This is a genomic window from Nitrospirota bacterium, from assembly GCA_026387665.1.
Classification (GTDB): Bacteria; Nitrospirota; Nitrospiria; order Nitrospirales; family Nitrospiraceae; genus Palsa-1315.
On record JAPLLG010000013.1, the window covers coordinates 56239 to 73806 of the forward strand.

16 protein-coding genes, 2 tRNA genes and 1 other RNA gene are annotated in these 17568 nt (G+C 59.0%); 13 read left to right on the forward strand and 6 right to left on the reverse strand.

What is annotated here, in order from left to right; all coding sequences use genetic code 11:
- Positions 1 to 27 precede the first annotated feature (27 nt).
- A complete protein-coding gene (locus NT179_10985; protein MCX5722534.1) occupies positions 28 to 1914 on the reverse strand; it encodes an AsmA family protein in 1887 nt (628 codons plus the stop codon).
- A 130-nt stretch (positions 1915 to 2044) separates the two neighbouring features.
- On the opposite strand from NT179_10985, the gene NT179_10990 reads away from it, so the two are divergent.
- The 6 genes from NT179_10990 (at position 2045) to NT179_11015 (ending at position 5820) form a co-directional block, all read left to right on the forward strand.
- Positions 2045 to 2134, forward strand: a tRNA-Ser gene (locus tag NT179_10990).
- A gap of 95 nt (positions 2135 to 2229) precedes the next feature.
- An RNA gene (gene ffs / locus NT179_10995) (signal recognition particle sRNA small type) lies at positions 2230 to 2329 on the forward strand.
- A gap of 99 nt (positions 2330 to 2428) precedes the next feature.
- Entirely contained in the window at positions 2429 to 4267 is a 1839-nt protein-coding gene (gene dnaX, locus NT179_11000; protein ID MCX5722535.1) for a DNA polymerase III subunit gamma/tau, read from the forward strand.
- On the forward strand, positions 4264 to 4587 hold the full coding sequence (locus NT179_11005) for a YbaB/EbfC family nucleoid-associated protein (protein ID MCX5722536.1): 324 nt from the start codon (positions 4264 to 4266) through the stop codon (positions 4585 to 4587). The genes dnaX and NT179_11005 overlap by 4 nt, the downstream gene beginning before the upstream one ends.
- Before the next feature lie 14 nt (positions 4588 to 4601).
- Positions 4602 to 5204, forward strand: coding sequence for a recombination mediator RecR (gene recR / locus NT179_11010; protein ID MCX5722537.1), 603 nt, complete (start codon positions 4602 to 4604; stop codon positions 5202 to 5204).
- A gap of 172 nt (positions 5205 to 5376) precedes the next feature.
- A complete protein-coding gene (locus NT179_11015; GenBank protein ID MCX5722538.1) occupies positions 5377 to 5820 on the forward strand; it encodes a TraR/DksA C4-type zinc finger protein in 444 nt (147 codons plus the stop codon).
- A gap of 62 nt (positions 5821 to 5882) precedes the next feature.
- Here NT179_11015 and NT179_11020 read toward each other — a convergent pair whose 3' ends face one another.
- The 3 genes from NT179_11020 to NT179_11030 form a co-directional block, all read right to left on the reverse strand.
- Entirely contained in the window at positions 5883 to 7037 is a 1155-nt protein-coding gene (locus NT179_11020) for a tetratricopeptide repeat protein (protein ID MCX5722539.1), read from the reverse strand.
- 131 nt (positions 7038 to 7168) lie between these two features.
- Positions 7169 to 7510 (reverse strand): hypothetical protein, encoded by a 342-nt coding sequence (locus tag NT179_11025; GenBank protein MCX5722540.1) that lies wholly within the window; start codon positions 7508 to 7510, stop codon positions 7169 to 7171.
- A gap of 146 nt (positions 7511 to 7656) precedes the next feature.
- Positions 7657 to 7731: transfer RNA gene (locus NT179_11030), tRNA-Val, on the reverse strand.
- 197 nt (positions 7732 to 7928) lie between these two features.
- On the opposite strand from NT179_11030, the gene trmFO reads away from it, so the two are divergent.
- The 5 genes from trmFO to NT179_11055 all read left to right on the forward strand — a co-directional run bounded on the left by trmFO (position 7929) and on the right by NT179_11055 (position 12759).
- On the forward strand, positions 7929 to 9245 hold the full coding sequence (trmFO, locus tag NT179_11035) for a methylenetetrahydrofolate--tRNA-(uracil(54)-C(5))-methyltransferase (FADH(2)-oxidizing) TrmFO (protein MCX5722541.1): 1317 nt from the start codon (positions 7929 to 7931) through the stop codon (positions 9243 to 9245).
- Entirely contained in the window at positions 9218 to 10156 is a 939-nt protein-coding gene (locus NT179_11040; GenBank protein MCX5722542.1) for a tyrosine recombinase XerC, read from the forward strand. The genes trmFO and NT179_11040 overlap by 28 nt, the downstream gene beginning before the upstream one ends.
- Positions 10157 to 10271: 115 nt before the next feature.
- Positions 10272 to 11168, forward strand: a complete 897-nt coding sequence (gene argB, locus NT179_11045) for an acetylglutamate kinase (GenBank protein MCX5722543.1) — start codon at positions 10272 to 10274, stop codon at positions 11166 to 11168.
- Between the two features lie 26 nt (positions 11169 to 11194).
- Positions 11195 to 12055: a M20/M25/M40 family metallo-hydrolase gene (locus NT179_11050; protein ID MCX5722544.1), complete on the forward strand. Its 861-nt coding sequence runs from the start codon at positions 11195 to 11197 to the stop codon at positions 12053 to 12055.
- Positions 12052 to 12759 (forward strand): hypothetical protein, encoded by a 708-nt coding sequence (locus NT179_11055; GenBank protein MCX5722545.1) that lies wholly within the window; start codon positions 12052 to 12054, stop codon positions 12757 to 12759. The genes NT179_11050 and NT179_11055 overlap by 4 nt, the downstream gene beginning before the upstream one ends.
- Before the next feature lie 6 nt (positions 12760 to 12765).
- Here NT179_11055 and NT179_11060 read toward each other — a convergent pair whose 3' ends face one another.
- Entirely contained in the window at positions 12766 to 13305 is a 540-nt protein-coding gene (locus tag NT179_11060; protein ID MCX5722546.1) for a gamma carbonic anhydrase family protein, read from the reverse strand.
- A gap of 84 nt (positions 13306 to 13389) precedes the next feature.
- Here NT179_11060 and rimO point away from each other — a divergent pair, with 84 nt between their 5' ends.
- Together rimO and purU are read left to right on the forward strand one after the other, a co-directional pair.
- Positions 13390 to 14769, forward strand: coding sequence for a 30S ribosomal protein S12 methylthiotransferase RimO (gene rimO, locus NT179_11065; GenBank protein MCX5722547.1), 1380 nt, complete (start codon positions 13390 to 13392; stop codon positions 14767 to 14769).
- Between the two features lie 174 nt (positions 14770 to 14943).
- Positions 14944 to 15807: a formyltetrahydrofolate deformylase gene (gene purU / locus NT179_11070; GenBank protein MCX5722548.1), complete on the forward strand. Its 864-nt coding sequence runs from the start codon at positions 14944 to 14946 to the stop codon at positions 15805 to 15807.
- Between the two features lie 172 nt (positions 15808 to 15979).
- On the opposite strand, the gene NT179_11075 is transcribed toward purU, so the two are convergent.
- Complete coding sequence (locus NT179_11075; GenBank protein ID MCX5722549.1) at positions 15980 to 17491, reverse strand: DegQ family serine endoprotease; 1512 nt, start codon at positions 17489 to 17491, stop codon at positions 15980 to 15982.
- Between the last annotated feature and the right edge of the window lie 77 nt (positions 17492 to 17568).

A 17568-nucleotide genomic window follows, 5' to 3' on the forward strand; every position in this document is an offset into this window, starting at 1 on the left:
CAACAGAAGGCGACGTGTTCCTAATTCCTATCTTCCTAATAACCCCTTCAAGAAGTCCTGCCCCTTTTGTTTTAAGTCCTGGGATTTCGGCGATCCGCCCAGCAAGTCTCCGATAGCCCCCTTGAGCTGTTCCTTCACCTGTCCCTGAACCCTGCCTGTGAGCGCACGCAGGTCCACGCCATAGGAGGGGGCTTGGGTCGTGCCGGTAATCGTTACAGGCACACTCAAACGACCTCCGACAAAGGCCAGCCGTGTAGCCTGCAGGGCTCCCGCGATTTTCCGGCTCAGCGACGGCGAGAGATTGAGCGCGAGCTTGAGGTTGAGCGATTGGTCGAACCCGACAGTTCCCCCTCCCGTAGCTTGAAAGTCATGGCTCTCCATCAGAAGCCGCTGGATGTTCACGATGCCGTCCTTGACGGCCAGGTCCGTTTCGGCCGTCGAGAAGACCGTCGCTTTGGGATTGTCCAGGGTGAGACCAGGAGCATTGAGGCGCGCCACTACTTCCTGAATCAGATTCACGCCTTCGATCTTTCCCTGACTCACGCCAATGTGGCCGGTCGCCTCCAAGGCCTTCGTCAAGTCAGACATTGAAAACCCCCGGCCGCTGACAGCAAGTTCAAGCCCGGCAGTTCCGCTGGCGGAGATCTGCGAGGAACCGAGCGCATCGAGCGCCGGGCCAAGCTGCAACCCTTCCACAGTGACTTTCCCGTGGAAGGGGGGAGCAAGACTTCCCGCCGTCACCCCTCCAACCGCCTTGATCGTGCCACCGAAAAGCTGCAGCGACAGGTTGTTGACGCGAACGTCTTGCCCCTTGAGCTCAGCGGAGAGTTGCAGCGCTTTAATTTCGATGGGCTTCTTCAGGGACAGCTCGATCGGGAGATCCGCCGTATTGATCGAGGGCGCCGTGACCGTAATGGTCAGACGACCACCGGCTCCGTGGCCCTGTACCGTCAGCAGGGATTGGCCCATGGCCACCGCGAAACCGAGATCATGGATATCGACGAGTTGCTCGGCTGCTCCTCCGGGCGGCAACGGATATTGGGCTTTCACCGTGGCATGAAAATCCTTGATCTGGACCGGCTTCGTAAGGGGGAGCGCAATCGGCAGGTCAGAACTCTTGATCAAGGGAGCCGTCAATGTGGCAGCGAGGTTCCCGCCAACCAGGCTGCCCTTCACGACCATCGCCATCTTGCCCAGACCGAGGTCGAACATGAACTGCCTCAGATCGAACGTCTCGGTGAGCGGGCCGGCCGAGCCGTCCAACTTCACCGGGATATTGTAGGGCTGCAGGGTCGCGGCAAGATGCAGGGTGGGGGTCGCGCCCAGATGTACAGATCTGAGCAACAGCTCAAGGTCGTTGACCCTATATTCCATCGGTTCAAGCGTGGAATCATCGCGATAGGTAATGGCGCCCCCTGTAATAGAGAAACGATCCACCGCCAGCAGGGCCAGCACTTGCAACGGGTTGGCAGCTGGTTGAGACGGGGCCTCTGGTCGCCCAGGGGCGGAGGCTACGGGGATGCGCGTCCCGATTGTCGACAGATTCATCTCGCCCTTGCGGTTCTTGATGACGGCGATGAGCGGGTCGCGCAGCGTCACCTCTTCAACTTCGACCTTCCGGCTCAGGAGCGGCAGCAGTTTCACGCCCACGTCGAGCGAGGTGAACGACGCAAAGGGACCGGCGCCAAATGCGGGATCCTCCTGCACCGTAACCCCTGCCACACGAACACCCAGCCGTGGCCAGATGGTCAACCGGACGTCCTGAAGGACCATCTTGCGGTTGAGCGCCTCTTCGATCAGCGGCTTGTACCGGTCTTGATACTGGTTCAGGTCGACGAGAAAGGGCAACGCGAGGAGAATGGCCAGCAAAAGGACAACCAGGACACCCAGCCCGATGAAAATTCTCATCTGCATATCTCCCCGTGAATTCCTTGCAGTATAGGAAGGGGACCGGGGAGGGTCAATGACATGGCGATTTGCGCTGGTTGTCACCTTGCCGCTCACCAGACCGCGTGCTAAGATGCCCCTTCGCAAAAATCGGTGCGGAGAGGTGCGAGAGTGGTCGAATCGACATGCTTGGAAAGCATGCGTCCCAGCAATGGGACCGTGGGTTCAAATCCCACCCTCTCCGCCAAAATACGATGCGGCAAAAGTAAAAAGTTAAAAGGCAGAAGTTTCCGCCCTACGCACCTTCTACTTTTTCATTTTTACTTTTTACTTCGGGTACGGGGCTGGGCCCTGTGCAACAGAACCCTGTGAACCCCGCCAGGTCCGGAAGGAAGCAACGGTAAGCGGTCAGTTCTGTGTGCCGCAGGATCACCTGGCCCCACTTAGTTTTATTCCGTGAGGCGTGAGGCCTAAGACGATACGGACTCTCGGCGTCATGCCTCTCAACGTTTCACATCTACCGTTTCACATCTAACGTCTTATGGATTACCAAGTCTCCGCCAGAAAATACCGGCCCGGCACGTTTGATGACGTGATCGGCCAGCCGCACGTCGTGCAAACGCTGGTCAATTCCATCACCACGAAGCGAATCGCCCAAGCCTATCTCTTTTCCGGGAGCCGCGGCGTGGGGAAGACCACGGTTGCGAGGATTCTCGCCAAAGCGCTCAATTGCGAGCAGGGGCAGACCGGCACGCCCTGCGGCACCTGCTCCAACTGCCTCGAAATTGCGCAAGGCACCTCCGTCGATGTCATGGAGATCGACGGCGCGTCCAACACGAGCGTGGACGATGTGCGCGAGATCCGCGAGAACGTCAAGTTCGCCGCGTTTCGCGGGAAGTACCGGGTCTACATCATCGACGAAGTCCACATGTTGTCGAACTCGGCCTTCAACGCGCTGCTGAAGACCCTGGAGGAGCCGCCCCCGCACGTGGTATTTATTTTCGCCACCACCGAGATCCACAAAATTCCGGCGACGATTCTGTCCCGCTGCCAGCATTACAACTTCCGGCGCATTGCGCGAACCGAGATTGTCGAGCGGCTACGCCATGTGGTCCATCAGGACCAGATCGTCATCGAGGAACGGAGCCTGATGGCGCTCGCCCGGGCCAGCGAAGGCAGCATGCGCGACGGGCTCAGCCTGCTCGACCAGGCAGTGGCCTTCGGCGGCAAGACGATCGTGCATACGGACCTGGAAGCCCTGCTGGGGGCGGTTCCGCAAGAATTGGTGCGCGCCATGATTCAAGCTATTACCACGCAGGAGAGCGCCGCGGCGCTGCGCGTGCTGGCCCAACTGCTGGACCAAGGACACGACCTCCGCGCCTACTGCGCGGAGGTCGTTGAGTATCTGCGCAACATGCTGGTGGTGTCGGTCGTGCCTTCGCCGCAAGAACAGCAGGGCCTGATCGAAGCCGCCGCGGAAGACCTTGCGCAAATGGCGGCTGATACCAAAGCATTCTCACCGGAGCAGCTTCAAGAGCTGTTTGCGATTTTCACACAGGCAGAGGATTCGCTCCGGCTCAGCGCCCATCCCCGATTCGTACTTGAAACGGCGGCGGTACGTGCCACGCGGCTACTGCGTCGCGCGAACGAAAAGCCCGCCCAAGCAATGCCGCCGGCCCAGGCACCACGCCCACCCTTGCAGGCGCCCGCGCGCGTAGAAAAACCAGCGCCGCCCGTTCGCTCAGACAATCCGGCCCCCCCATCGGCGCTGCGGCCTCCACAAGCGACGGCTCCCGTGCCAGCCGCGCCAGTGCCTGCACGACCTCCAGTTCTCGCAACTGCGACGCCCGCACGGAGCCCCCTCCCGACTCCTTCACCTGTCCGGCCTCCCAGCGCCAGCAGTGAAGGGACCGCGACGAGACCTGTCCCTGCTCCACCGAGTGAAGCAGGCCGTCCCGCCCTTACGCTCAATTGGGAGCAGCTTCAAGAGGAAGTGGCCGGAGCCTTTTCCAATATCGCCCCCTTCCTGGAAATGGGGCGGCTCGTCGGCGTGGACGGCCATGTCGTGACGATCGGCTTTTCCAAGCAAGCGACGGTGGCCCGAGGCATGATCGAGAAGCCCGACAATATCGCGGTGCTCACATCGATGTGTGAACGACTGAGCGGGCAGACCGTTCGGCTGCGGGTTGTCGAATTGACCGAGGCGGACCCCCCGGGGCGCACGATGGCAGAGCTCAGGGTGTCAAAAGAAAAAGAACAAAAACAGGTGCTCTTCGAGCAAGCGCGGGCGCATCCGGTCGTCAAGCAGGCGCTGGAGATGTTCGGCGCAGAGCTCGCAGAGGTCAGACCGGTATCGAGCCAGAAGGAGATCGAAGAATGAAAAATCCGTTAGCGAATATGGGGAATATTCTGAAGCAGGCGCAGGCGATGCAGGCGCAAATGGCAAAGGTGCAGGAACAGGCTTCGGTGAAAACCGTCACCGGAACGGCCGGCGGTGGCAGCGTGACGGTCACGGCCAATGGGGCGATGCAGCTGCTCGGCATCGTGATCGATCCCGAAGTCGTGAAAAGCGGCGACGTAGAGATGGTGCAGGACCTGGTCATGGCGGCATCGAACGACGCCCTCCAGAAAGCGCGCGAGATGATGGCGAATGAGATGAAGGCAGTGACCGGCGGGATGAATGTCCCCGGATTATTCTAGCGGACGATTACATTATGGCAGTTGATCAGCAGGGACTCCTCGCGCGGTTGGTGCGCGAATTGGTTCGTCTCCCCGGCATCGGACAAAAGACGGCGCAGCGACTGGCCTTTCACGTCTTGAAAGCCGAGCGCGAAGAGGCGCTCCGCTTGGCCGACGCCATTCGTGCCGTGAAGGACGGGCTTTCTTTTTGCCGCCAATGCCGGAACATTGCCGAAGGGGAGCTCTGCGAGTTTTGCCTCGACCCCAAACGGGACCAGACGCGAATTCTGGTGGTGGAGGAACCGAGTACGACCTATGCCATAGAGCGGGCCGGCGCCTACCGCGGCCTATACCATGTGTTGCTCGGCGCCTTATCCCCGCTCGACGGCGTCGGGCCTTCCGATATCAGGGCCGAGGAATTGGTCGATCGGGTGAAGCTCGGGGGGATTCAGGAAGTGATCCTCGCGACGAGTCCGACGATCGAGGGCGAGGCGACCGCCATCTATTTAACCAACCAGCTGAAACCCCTTGGCACCCGGGTCTCCCGTATTGCCTATGGCATTCCGGTCGGGATGGACATCGAATATGCCGACGACGTGACGCTGCTCAAGTCGATCGAAGGCCGTCGCGACCTTTAGCGGGATGCTCAAAAAGCTCGGTTGATGCGGGAAGTATGGCTGGAATGGTGCTGGGGCCAGCTAGGGCCGGTTGAGCGAAGTTGACGGCCTTACGCCTCCCATTGACCCCCCTCCAGACCCCTGTTATAGTCCGCTCGCTTAGGATGGTTTTACTCCTCAGGCAGGTGGCTAGATGAAAGCAATATCTTCCGCCAAACGCATTGCATCCGCTCCCGCAGCGACACAACCTGTCGCTCGCACACGCCGCGCCACAATCGCAGCCGTCGAAGGAAAGTACGACGCGATTCGTCGCGACCTGGAGCAGCAGCGCCGGACCATTTTGAATGAAGTGGTCGAGGGCCTGACCAGTTCAAATAGTCAGGAGACCTTCCCTGATGTCAGCGATCAGGCGTCGGCGGAGGCCGAACAGCACTTTTCGATGAGGATTCGCGAGCGCGAGCAACGGTTGGTCAAGAAGATCGATGAAGCGCTGGCTCGAATGGACATGAACATCTACGGCATCTGCGAACGCTGCGAAGAAGAGATTCCCTATCCACGACTCAAAGCCCGTCCCGTCACCACCCTCTGTATCGACTGCAAGACGCTCGAAGAACAAGAAGAGAAGAGCCGGCGCTAAACGTATTACGCCGCTCCATCTCGAACCAATTCGAAGTGCAGCGCAACCCTCTTACGCAATGATTACTGTTTGAGCGCCTTCACTCGCTGTTTAACGAGAGCGATCCGACTGGCTTCCTCTGGGATACCTTCGACCAAGGCGAGATAGGTCTCGTATTCCAGAATGGCGCGCCTGGGGTTCGTGGACTCGATGGCTTCGGCCAGGTTGTAGCGGGCGATGGCGTAATTAGGCCGAAGGATGACGGCCTTCTCGAAGGAGGCCAGCGCGTTCGCCTTCTCTCCCAGCTTGCCGTAGACCGTGCCGAGGTTGTTCAAAATTTCCGGAGTGTTGGGCCTGATGGCCAGCGACTGCAGCAGCTCCCCCTTGGCCTTCTCGTGCTGCCCCTTCCCTTCCCATGCCAGGCCCAGCTTGTGATGCACCTCTGCCTGCCACACCTTACTCGTAAAGCCGCTCGCAATCGCTTTCTGATAGGCATTCGCTGCGATATCGTAGTTCTGGAGCCCGCAGTAGGACAGCTGTGCGGTTTGTCCGCGCGCAAATTGCTGGAGCGACAGGAACGGTTCCTTGTCCTCCGCACCTTGGCTGTCGAGCTGTTGCCCAGGCTTCTGACTGCTTGGACGGCGCAACCGTTCTAAGAATTCGCGTCGATAGGGTGAGAACAATCGCGCGTAGGGGTCGATCGTGATCGAGGCCTGGAGCAATGCCGACTGCTCGCTCGTGCCAAGGACCAAATATTGCGTCGTGGATTTCTCATCGCCCGTTTCATAGAGGACACTCGACGCCATGCTCGTCTTGGAAGACAGATTCGCCACGTTGAGATAAAACTCCAATGCAGGCTTCAGCAACGTCAGGGTCTGGCGGAGGACCGGGTAAGACTCCAGGTCGAGGCCTGACGAAAAGGTAAAGAGGGCTCCGACCAACAGCCCATCTTCATCGAAGAAATAAGATTCATCGCCATGGGAGGGGCTTTGATCGGCAGGCAGCATCAACTCTTGGCCTGAGCCCCAGGCTTGCGTCTTGAGCGCAGAAACAGGATGGGTCTTGAGAAAGTCTGACTTAGCCGCACAGATAGTTGCGGATTTCAGAAGAAATAGATCGCTTTCCGATGGTGGGAGGTTCGGTTTGGGAGCTGCCGTTTCGCAGGCGCTCAGCAAGAGGCTTAGCCCCAACCCACAGACCAGCCACAGCCGAAGGGACGCGGCACCAGACGCTCTCATATCACAGGGTGTTCGACTCACGCCAGGAAGCATACACGAAACGTGAAAGCCTTTACCAACCGACAAACGACCACGCCCGCCTCTCCAAGGAGCAGCGGGCGTGGAATCGGAAAACCGTCTTGCTCTAAATCTTATCGACGCTGCGCATCCAGCATGGCATCTTCGGATGTGTACCCGAAGAGATAGGGCAGCCGGCTGGTGAGCGAGTAAATCGGTCTGTTGATCGCGTAATCCAATGCCACTCCGGCTGGGTGCAAGGCAAAGCCGGTCCAACGCCAGGGGTTATCGCTCGGAGCAGCTCCCGCCGCCACATCGGTATAGACCAAGGATGTCGGGTCCATGACACTGTAAATACTGGCGGGAGCGGTATAGCCCCCCTCCGCGTCGGCCAACGCTTGCTGCTGGCGGTTTTCGGCGCAGCCGACCGCAGTGACCAGGAAGAGCATTCCTATGGCGCATGCTGTTGTCCGCATAGTTAACCTCACTTGTCCGGTAGGGTTCACAACACACGATGGCGCAACACAATAAAGTGTAGCCGACCACCCTGGTTCTGTCCAGGATGAGAACGGCGCCAACAACCCTTATGAAAACCGTGAGTTGGGGGTCGGGGATGGGGAAGTGGTGGGCGATACTGGTATCGAACCAGTGGCCTCTTCCGTGTGAAGGAAGCGCTCTACCCCTGAGCTAATCGCCCACAGAGTTTGAAGTCTAGCATGGGGTCATAAATCGGATCAACCGGGAACGATCGCGTCACGGGCGATCCGATCGGCACGCACCCGCTTCCGTGCTGGCGCCGCCGGGCCACTCTCAACGCGCCGTCGCCTTGACATCGCTAAAACACGGTTCCTACAATGCCCTTCGCTCACCTTTTTCCCACGGAGTTCCACTCGCATGCGCGACGACATTGTCATTATCGGCGGCGGTCTGGCCGGATCTGAAGCAGCATGGCAGGCCGCCAATCGTGGCGCGAAAGTCACGCTCTATGAAATGCGCCCCAAGGAAACGACGCAAGCGCACAAGACCGGCGGCTTAGCCGAGCTGGTCTGTTCCAATTCGCTCGGCTCGACGGACCCGATGAATGCGCCCGGCATCTTGAAAGAAGAGATGCGCCGGCTCAACTCGCTCATTATCAAGGTGGCAGACGAAGTGCGGGTGCCGGCCGGATCGGCCCTGGCCGTCGATCGCGACCTGTTCTCACTCAAGATTACCCAGGCGCTCGAAAGCCACCCGAACATTCGCATTTTGCGCGAGGAGATCGCCGAGATCCCGACAGACTGTCTCTGCATTCTGGCGACCGGGCCTCTGACATCCGACAAACTGTCTCAGGCCATCGCGCAATTGACCCATACGAAACATTTATATTTTTATGATGCGATCTCTCCGATCGTGGACGCCGACTCCGTCAATATGGACGTCGCATTCCTGGCCTCCCGGTACGGCAAAGGCGGAGACGATTATCTCAACTGCCCCATGGATGAAGCGACCTACAATGCCTTCTACGCCGCGTTGCTGGCAGCGGAAAAGGTGCAGCCCAAAGAATTCGAAAAGGCCGCCTACTTCGAAGGCTGCATCCCCATTGAGGTAATGGCCGAACGGGGCCGCCAGACCATGCAGTTCGGTCCGTTGAAGCCGGTGGGCCTGGAAAATCCCAAGACGGGGAAGCGAGCCTATGCGGTGGTGCAGCTCCGGACGGAAAACGCCCATCGCTCCTGCTACAACCTCGTGGGGTTCCAGACCAAACTGACCTACGGGGAACAGAAGCGGGTGTTTCGCATGATTCCCGGCCTGGAGCAGGCGGAGTTTCTCCGCTACGGCAGCCTGCATCGCAACACCTTTATCAATTCGCCTCAGCTCCTGCGCAACACCCTCCAGTTCAAGGCGCGCGGCACCCTCTTCTTTGCGGGGCAGCTGGTCGGCGTCGAAGGCTATACGGACTCGGCCGCGATGGGAGGGCTGGCCGGCATCAACGCCGCCCGAGGTCTGGCAGGATTGCCCTTGGTCACGCCGCCACCCACCACGGCGCATGGCTGTCTCACAACGTACATCACGACCGCAGACCCTCGGCACTTTCAGCCAATGAATACGAACTTCGGGCTCTTTCCTCCCCTTGCCACCCCGACGAGAGACAAGGAGAGCAAACGACGGCTCACCGGACAACGGGCGCTTGAGGACCTGACGGCATGGATGACGCAATTCGAGCTTTCATGACCTTCCTGGGAGTGGAACGTCATGCGTCACATGAAACCGTGCGCAACTACGGTTCGGACCTCCGCCAGTTTCATGTCTTCATGAAGGCGGAACAGCCGGGGCTGCCGAAGCTCGATCCCGCTACGGTGAAGACGGAGTCCATCAGAGCCTACCTGTATTGGCTGGACCGCAAGCAGGAAAAAAGCACCTCGATCGCCAGGAAGCTCGCCTCCCTTCGCAGCTTCTATCGCTATCTGCAGCGAGCGGGCCAGGTAGGCTTGAACCCGGCCGAAACCATCAGAACGCCGAAGCAGCCCAAGCATCTGCCTCGTGTCTTGACCAAGGACGACGCAGCAGCGCTGATGGACTTCCCTGCCGGACAAGCAGACTCCTCGCTCCGAGACTGCGCCTTATTGGAAACGCTCTATTCGACCGGGGCGCGCGTGAGCGAACTCGTGGGGATCAACCTCGAAGATCTCCGTCTGTCCGAGGGGCTGGTCCATCTGCGAGGGAAAGGCCGGAAGGAACGTATCGTACCGGTCGGAGAAGTGGCCCTTACGGCCATCCACAACTATCGTGCTGCATTAAAGCCATCAGCCATCAATCGGCAGCCGTCCGCTCCCGTCTTTTTGAACCTGCGAGGGGGGCGGTTGACGACCAGGAGTGTGGCTCGCATCGTGGCCAGCTATTCGAACCGATTGGCAGGAGGCTCCGTGAGTCCCCACACCCTGCGCCATTCCTTTGCCACCCATCTCCTCGATGAGGGAGCCGATCTGCGATCGATTCAAGAAATGCTGGGGCATGTGTCCTTGAGTACGACACAAAAGTACACGCACCTGGCAACAGACCAGCTCCTGGCCGTCTACGATAAGACCCATCCGAGAGCCGGCCGCGCCACCACCCTACGTTCCGTCAAAGACGGCAAACCATGATATATAGTGGGGCGATGCGACGGGAACGAATCATCGGCATCGATGCGCCACATGGGTACGCGGCACGAACTTGCTCGCCGCGCCGGTCGCGCTTTTCTCGCAACGGGAGCCACGCATGAACAAACTGATCAAGAAAGCGGACGTGCTGATCGAAGCCTTGCCCTACATTCGCACGTTCAAGGGCAAGACCATCGTGATTAAATATGGCGGCCACGCCATGACCGACACGCTGCTGAAAGAACGCTTCGCCCAGGATGTCGTGCTCTTGAAGTACGTGGGCCTCAATCCGGTGATCGTGCATGGAGGAGGCCCGCAAATCGACAAGATGCTCCAGCGCTTGGGCATTGAAGCCAAATTTCGCCATGGGGTGCGGGTCACGGATGATGCCACGATGGAAATCGTGGAGATGGTCTTGGCCGGCAAGATCAACATGGAAATCGTTGACCTCTTGAATCGCCATGGAGGCCTCGCGGTCGGGTTGAGCGGCAAAGACGGCGGGCTCATCCTATCGCGCCCCCTCACGGCCAAAGCCTGGGCTGCCAGCCTGGACAAGGATCTGGATGACGGAGAGGGGGACGTGGATTTCGGCTTGGTGGGAGAAGTCCAGTCCATCGACCCGACGCTGGTGCTTAAGCTCCAACAGGACAATTACATTCCCGTGATCGCGCCGATCGGCACAGACCGTGAAGGCAACACCTACAACATCAATGCCGACCTCGTGGCCGGCGCGATGGCCGCGGCGCTGGGAGCGGAAAAACTGGTGATGATGACCGACGTGAAGGGCATTCGCGATGCGAATGGACGCCACCTCTCGACGGTCTCGCGCAAAGACACACAACGGATGGTGAAGAAGGGCACGATCAGCGAAGGGATGTTGCCCAAAGTGCATGCCTGCCTGGATGCGCTCGGTGGCGGCGTCGGCAAGGCCCATATCATCGACGGCCGCATACCCCACGCGATTCTCCTCGAAGTGTTCACGCGCAAGGGTATCGGGACCGAGATCACCTCGTAGCCGGTTCATCCGATCGGTCTCTTGTCGTGGTGAACCAACGCCCCAGAATCCAACGCCATCTCAACGCCCTCGTCGGCGAGCGGCACCCTGAGACGAGTCCCCGCGCGCTACGGAAGGCGGCGCACTATCTGACGACGCAGTTGGCCAAGTGCGGATGGGCCGCCAGCGGCCAGCTCGTGCAGGCCTGGGGCAAGACCTATCGCAATGTGGTGGCAACCAAGTATCCGGACCGTCCAGGGCAAGGACCGGAGCTGCCCCCGCTCCTGATCGGAGCCCACTACGACACCGTATCCGGCTCGCCTGGCGCTGATGATAATGCGAGCGGACTCGTGGTGCTCCTCGAAGTGGCTGCACGTCTACAAGCGAGGCCCCTCGCGCGACCCATCTGGCTCGTGGCCTTCTGCCTTGAAGAGCAGGATCGGCTGGGAAGTCAGGCCTTCGCAGCCCGATTGAAACGCGAAGGCCGCAAATTGGCCGGCGCGATCATTTTGGAATGTGTCGGGTTCGCCAGGAGCGAGGAGGGCACACAGCAGACGCCGCCAGGCGTGCCCATCACAGTGCCGACTCAGGGAGATTTTCTTGCGATGGTAGGCAACGAAGCCTCACGGTCTTTAGTGGCGCAGCTTGAACAAGAGGCCCGACTCAAGACACTCTCCTTGATCGTGCCAGGCAGAGGGGAGGCCATCCCCCATACCAGACGCAGCGACCATGCCTCCTTCTGGGATGCAGACTATCCAGCCGTCATGTTGACCGATACGGCGAATTTCAGAAATCCTCATTACCATCGTGAGACCGATACCATGGACACCTTGAATCTCGAATTTCTCTCCAACGTGGCGACAATGGTCACCGCGACCGCGATTCGCATTGCGGGAGTACGGCCATGAGCACGAGCCGCGCGAAACTGGCCCCTGCAGCCAGTCGTCTCGTGACCGAGACCTACGACCAGCTCGACTATGATGCGCTGGGGCCGGTCTACTGCTATGAGGGAGGCGATGAGTTCTGGCGAGCGAAGCGGGGCCCCTGCGTCCGGCTCGGGAGCAAGGTCGCCGTCCTGTTGAAGAAAAAGCTGAAACGAAACGGACGCAGTCTCTATGTCGGCGCAGGAGTGGCGGAACTGCCTCCGTTGATTGTGGAAACGGTGGAACTGGGCCGGACGGTCGAGCCCCATAATCTCCGGAAAGCCGAGGTCATAGCGCTCAACCGTGCCTGCCGCGCAATTCCCCTCACGTTCCATGCGGTCGATGCAGCCAAAGCGAAGGGCCGCTTCGATCATCTCTGGATGGTCAGCGTATTGAACGATCCTGAGCGATTCCCGAATCTATCGCCTCTCTCCTATGGACAGGGCAATCCCCTCACGCTCGATCCCGTGAAGTTCGACAAAGAGCGCCGCATTGTGCGGGCATTAGTGGCGCGCTGCATGGGGAAGCTCGCGAGGCCAGGCCTCGTCACGACCACGACAGAAGAAGTCATCTGGATTGCAGAATGGTGCCACCAACATCGAGTGGCCTATCGAGTGGGGAAACGCTACTACCAAACAGCGCTGGTGGGAGATCCGATCTGCTTCATTCACATTGGGGAGGGAGACTGACTGGTACTAGACTTTGAAACCTGGCTTCGCTTTTGACGTATTGTTCATATACTGGCTTGCGTACTTCACGTAGCTCTCCGCCGACTCCTTAATCCAGGCGAGTTCTTCAGCCGTCACCGATCGCTTGACCTTCGCCGGCGAGCCAAGGATCAGGCTCTTGGGTGGAACGACGGCCCCCTCCGTGATCAAAGCCCCTGCTCCCACGACAGAATCTTCCCCGATCACCGCTCCGTCCATGATGATGGCGCCCATGCCGATCAGCACGCGATCCTTGATCGTGCAGCCGTGGAGGATCACCCCATGGCCAATGGTCACCTCGTTGCCGATAATTAGGGGATGGGTATCGTGGGTGACATGCAACATGCAGAGGTCCTGCACATTGGTCCGGTCGCCGATCCGGATATAGTGCACGTCCCCGCGAATGACGGCATGGAACCAGACACTGCATTGATCGCCCAGCACGACATCGCCGATGACGATGCCGGTCTCTTCGATAAAGCAGGAAGTGGGAACCGTGGGTTTGATGCCCTGAAAGGTGCGAATCATCTGCCCACTGTAGGGGAATCGGCCGATAACCTGCAAGGGCCTGTTGATTGACAGGCTTTTCAGCCGTCCCGTAGACTGCTTCGTATGGCTACGCGATTAATCACACCCGCTCGCCCGAGCAAAAAGAAGACCACTATCGGTTTCGTCAACCTGGGTTGTTCGAAGAACCAGGTCGACTCAGAAATCATGTTAGGCACCTTAGTCACAGGCGGGTTTGCCCTGACCGATGATCCGAAAAAAGCCGAAGTCGTTATTATCAATACCTGCGGCTTCATCGAAGAGGCCAAGCAGGAGTCGATCGATACGATCATCGCCCATGGTAAGTTGAAAGAATCGGGCTCCTGCCGCGTCTTGATTGCCGCAGGCTGTCTGGCCCAACGGTATCAAGGTGACCTCCTCAAGCAATTACCGGAACTGGATGGGGTGGTAGGAACCGGCGAGTTCGGGAAGATTGCGGAGATCTGCCGAAACCTCCTGGCACCGAAGAAACGGCAACAGAGGCTCTGGATCAGCGAGCCTCCTTACCTCTACGACGCGGATGCGCCGCGGCTCCGTCTCGGGAAGTCCCATAGCGCCTATGTAAAAATTGCCGAGGGCTGCAATCGCAATTGCGCCTTCTGCGCCATCCCCCTGATGAGGGGCAAACAGAAAAGCCGCCCGGTGGAATCGATCGTGGCAGAAGCCAAGCGCCTCGCGTCGGAAGGCGTGAAAGAAATCAACCTCATCTCCCAGGATACGGTGAACTACGGCGTCGATCTTGGCCTGCGCCAAGGCCTCACCACACTGCTTCGCGAGCTGGTCAAGGTGAAGGACTTGCACTGGATCCGTCCCTTCTATCTCTATCCGCAACAGGTCTCGGACGAGCTGCTGGATCTCTATGCCGGAGAAGAAAAGATCACCAAGTATATCGATATGCCCCTGCAGCACATCAACGACCGGATGCTCAAACGGATGCACCGGTTAGGCGATCGGGCCGCCATTACGTCTCTCGTCGACCGGATCAGGACGCGCATTCCCGGCGTCACCTTCCGCACGGCCTTCATCGTGGGATTTCCAGGAGAGACGGAGCAGGAATTCGAAGAACTGAAAAGCTACGTGGAAGAGGCCGGGTTCGATCGGGTGGCGGTATTTTTATATTCGGACGAGGAAGATACCCCGGCCGTCGGGCTCGACGAGAAGGTCGAGCGATCGGTCATGGACGAGCGACGGAATGAAATCCTGGCCCTCCAGGAAGAAATCGCGTCAGCCAAGGGCCAGGCCCTGATCGGCTCCGTGATGGAGGTTTTGGTCGAAGGGGTTTCAGAGGAAACGGAGCTGCTGCTGGAAGGGCGCCATGAAGGGCTGGCTCCTGAGATCGACGGGGTCGTCTACATCAATGACGGATCCGCCTCGGCAGGGGAGATCGTCAAGGTCGAGATCACCGATGCAGCGCTCTACGATCTGGTCGGCCACATCGTCACGTAAAGGGCTGCTGAAAAAAACCGCCAGCAGGGGGCGGGATGGCCAGAAGGAGCCCCCCCTGTGCTCGCGCAACGCGCGGCTTAAGAAAGTCCTCGTTGGACGCGCGCAGTAGAGGGCTCCTCCTGGCCACCCTGCGTGTTAACAGGCTACTCTCATCGGAAGTACTATAGGCACACGATGGCACCACGAAAAGAATCTGTCGTCCTCCTGATTCACTGCAAAGATCGCCGGGGCATTGTGGCCCAGGTCTCCGGCTTCATCCACGACTTCGGCGGAAACATCCTCGACTCGGAACACCATACGGATGAAGAGACAAACGAATTTCTGATGCGTATGGAGTTTGCCACGGAGGGGTTGCAGATTCCGCCCGATGAGATCGCGACGGCCTTTGCTCCGGTCGCGAAAACCTTCGAGATGCGCTATGAGGTTCGCCCTTCCAGTCGCCGCACGAAAGTCGCGATGTTGGTCTCGAAGCAGGATCACTGTCTGGCAGATTTGCTCCAACGGCACAGGCGCGACGAATTGCACATCGATGTCCCCGTGATTATTTCCAATCACGACACCTGCGCAAGCTGGGCCGAGCTGTTCAAAATTCCCTTCTCCGTCTGTCCCGTGACCAAGGAAACCAAGCCCCAGCAGGAGCAGCAAGTGCTCTCCCTGCTGAAAGATCATCGCATCGAGCTGGTCGTTATGGCCCGGTACATGCAGATCCTCAGCGGTAACTTTCTTTCACAAGTCGGCTGTCCTGTCATCAATATCCACCACTCATTTTTGCCGGCCTTCATGGGAGCCAATCCCTATCGGCAGGCCTATGATCGGGGAGTGAAAATCATCGGGGCCACAGCACACTATGCCACGGAAGATCTGGACGAGGGTCCGATCATCGAGCAGGACGTCATGCGGGTGGGCCACCGGGATACAGTCGATGATTTAGTGAGGAAGGGCCGGGACCTGGAGGAAATTGTGTTGGCCCGCGCTGTGCGCCGCCACGTTGAACGACGCGTGCTGGTGTATGGCAGAAAAACCGTCGTCTTCGATTAGCAGGATACTGAAAAAGTCCGCCAGCTTCGTTCTCGCATCGTTCAGACCCTCAACGTACCCTCCGAGTACGCCTCGGACCTTCACTCGCTGCGGCCTTGCTGGACGGCCTTTTTGAGTATCCTGCAACATGCAAGATGGGGCAGCACTTGCTGCCCCATCGCTACTGTAATCCCTAGATTTTTGCGCTGAGGAACAGCGCGTTGCCGCGCCGGTCGATCAAGATCAAGGCATTCTCGCCCTTTTTCAATCTGGACGAAACCTTCTCAAACTCCTTCACCGACTTGACCGGTTGACGGTTGATTTCACGGATCACATCCCCCCTCATCACCCCGGCCTTCTCCGCGCCGCTATCCGGCTCAACCGCTGTCACCACAACGCCCTTCCCCTTGACCCCGAGTTCCTTCGCTGTATTCCGATCCAGATCCTGAACTGCCACCCCGGCAAAGGCATAGTCCGCCTCGCCAGTCTCAGCCTTGGCAATCTTTGTGCTGTCAGGCTGTTCACCGACTATCACAGTGAGATCCTTCTCGTGGCCCTCACGGATTACCCGGATCGTCACCTTCGCGCCCACCGCTGTTTTTGTCACCTGCCGCTGAAGCGTGACCGCGTCTTCGACCGGCACACCCTGATAGGCCGTGATGATATCGCCTTGCCTCAGGCCTGCCTGACTCGCAGGGCCGTCATCCTTCACGTCGCTGATCAGAGCGCCCTTCGCATCTTTGAGGCCGAACGATTTCGCTAAATCCTGATTGAGATCCTGAATCGAGACTCCGAGAAACCCTCGCACGACCTTGCCGCTCTTCACCAAACTTTCATAGATCGGCTTGCTCATGCTGGTCGGCACGGCGAAGCCTACTCCTTGATAGCCGCCGGTTTGAGAAAAGATCGCCGTATTAATCCCCACCAGTTCGCCTTTGGTATTGACCAAGGCGCCGCCGGAATTTCCCGGATTGATCGCCGCGTCTGTTTGAATGAAGTCTTCGTACTGGGTGATGCCCATGCGGCCTCTGCCCAATGCGCTCACAATGCCGAGGGTGACAGTGGAGTTCAGGCCGAAGGGATTGCCCACCGCCAACACATATTCCCCGACTTGCAATTTCGTGGCATCGCCCCAGGAGACAGTCGGAAGATTCTGTCCATCGATCTTCACGACGGCCAGATCCGTCTTGGGATCGGCCCCCACAATCTTGCCGGCAAACTCACGCTTGTCCGGTAACGTGATCGTGACGGTGCGCGCTCCTTCGATCACATGGTTATTGGTCAGAATGTATCCGTCTTGTGAAACGATAACGCCGGAACCCTGTCCGCCGCCCCGATGTTCCCGTGGCTCACCGGGACCAGGGCCCTGCGGCCCACGAAACCCGCGAGGGCCAAAGGGTCCCCCCGGTCCTCCAAAAAACTCCTCCATCCGTTCACGCAACTCATCCTGTCCGCCCCGGCTATCAGCCACCTTCTCGACCGTCACGGTCGTAATGTTGACCACGGCCGGCGTGACCGCTTTTGCGACCTCCGTAAATCCATTCGAGGGAGCGGCGTTCATCGTCAAGGCCACCGGCGTCGCTGTCGATGCAGCAGGGCTTGACGCATGGGACGGAGCAAGCGATTGACCGCCCCAGATTAGAAGGGCGCTCAACGCCGCGACCGCAATGGCACGTCCGATAGTCTGACGAACAGGCTGTCTCATGGTTTCCTCCTTGCGATGGACCAACCGAGGTGAAGACCGATGACGAGGTGCAAATCTTCAACTACCCTAGCAGTCGG

Coding starts and splice junctions, on each gene's coding strand:
- NT179_10985 (MCX5722534.1), bottom strand. CDS start 1,914: ATGCAGATGAGAATTTTCATCGGGCTGGGTGTCCTGGTTGTCCTTTTG.
- dnaX (MCX5722535.1), top strand. CDS start 2,429: ATGGATTACCAAGTCTCCGCCAGAAAATACCGGCCCGGCACGTTTGAT.
- NT179_11005 (MCX5722536.1), top strand. CDS start 4,264: ATGAAAAATCCGTTAGCGAATATGGGGAATATTCTGAAGCAGGCGCAG.
- recR (MCX5722537.1), top strand. CDS start 4,602: ATGGCAGTTGATCAGCAGGGACTCCTCGCGCGGTTGGTGCGCGAATTG.
- NT179_11015 (MCX5722538.1), top strand. CDS start 5,377: ATGAAAGCAATATCTTCCGCCAAACGCATTGCATCCGCTCCCGCAGCG.
- NT179_11020 (MCX5722539.1), bottom strand. CDS start 7,037: ATGAGAGCGTCTGGTGCCGCGTCCCTTCGGCTGTGGCTGGTCTGTGGG.
- NT179_11025 (MCX5722540.1), bottom strand. CDS start 7,510: ATGCGGACAACAGCATGCGCCATAGGAATGCTCTTCCTGGTCACTGCG.
- trmFO (MCX5722541.1), top strand. CDS start 7,929: ATGCGCGACGACATTGTCATTATCGGCGGCGGTCTGGCCGGATCTGAA.
- NT179_11040 (MCX5722542.1), top strand. CDS start 9,218: ATGGATGACGCAATTCGAGCTTTCATGACCTTCCTGGGAGTGGAACGT.
- argB (MCX5722543.1), top strand. CDS start 10,272: ATGAACAAACTGATCAAGAAAGCGGACGTGCTGATCGAAGCCTTGCCC.
- NT179_11055 (MCX5722545.1), top strand. CDS start 12,052: ATGAGCACGAGCCGCGCGAAACTGGCCCCTGCAGCCAGTCGTCTCGTG.
- NT179_11060 (MCX5722546.1), bottom strand. CDS start 13,305: ATGATTCGCACCTTTCAGGGCATCAAACCCACGGTTCCCACTTCCTGC.
- rimO (MCX5722547.1), top strand. CDS start 13,390: ATGGCTACGCGATTAATCACACCCGCTCGCCCGAGCAAAAAGAAGACC.
- purU (MCX5722548.1), top strand. CDS start 14,944: ATGGCACCACGAAAAGAATCTGTCGTCCTCCTGATTCACTGCAAAGAT.
- NT179_11075 (MCX5722549.1), bottom strand. CDS start 17,491: ATGAGACAGCCTGTTCGTCAGACTATCGGACGTGCCATTGCGGTCGCG.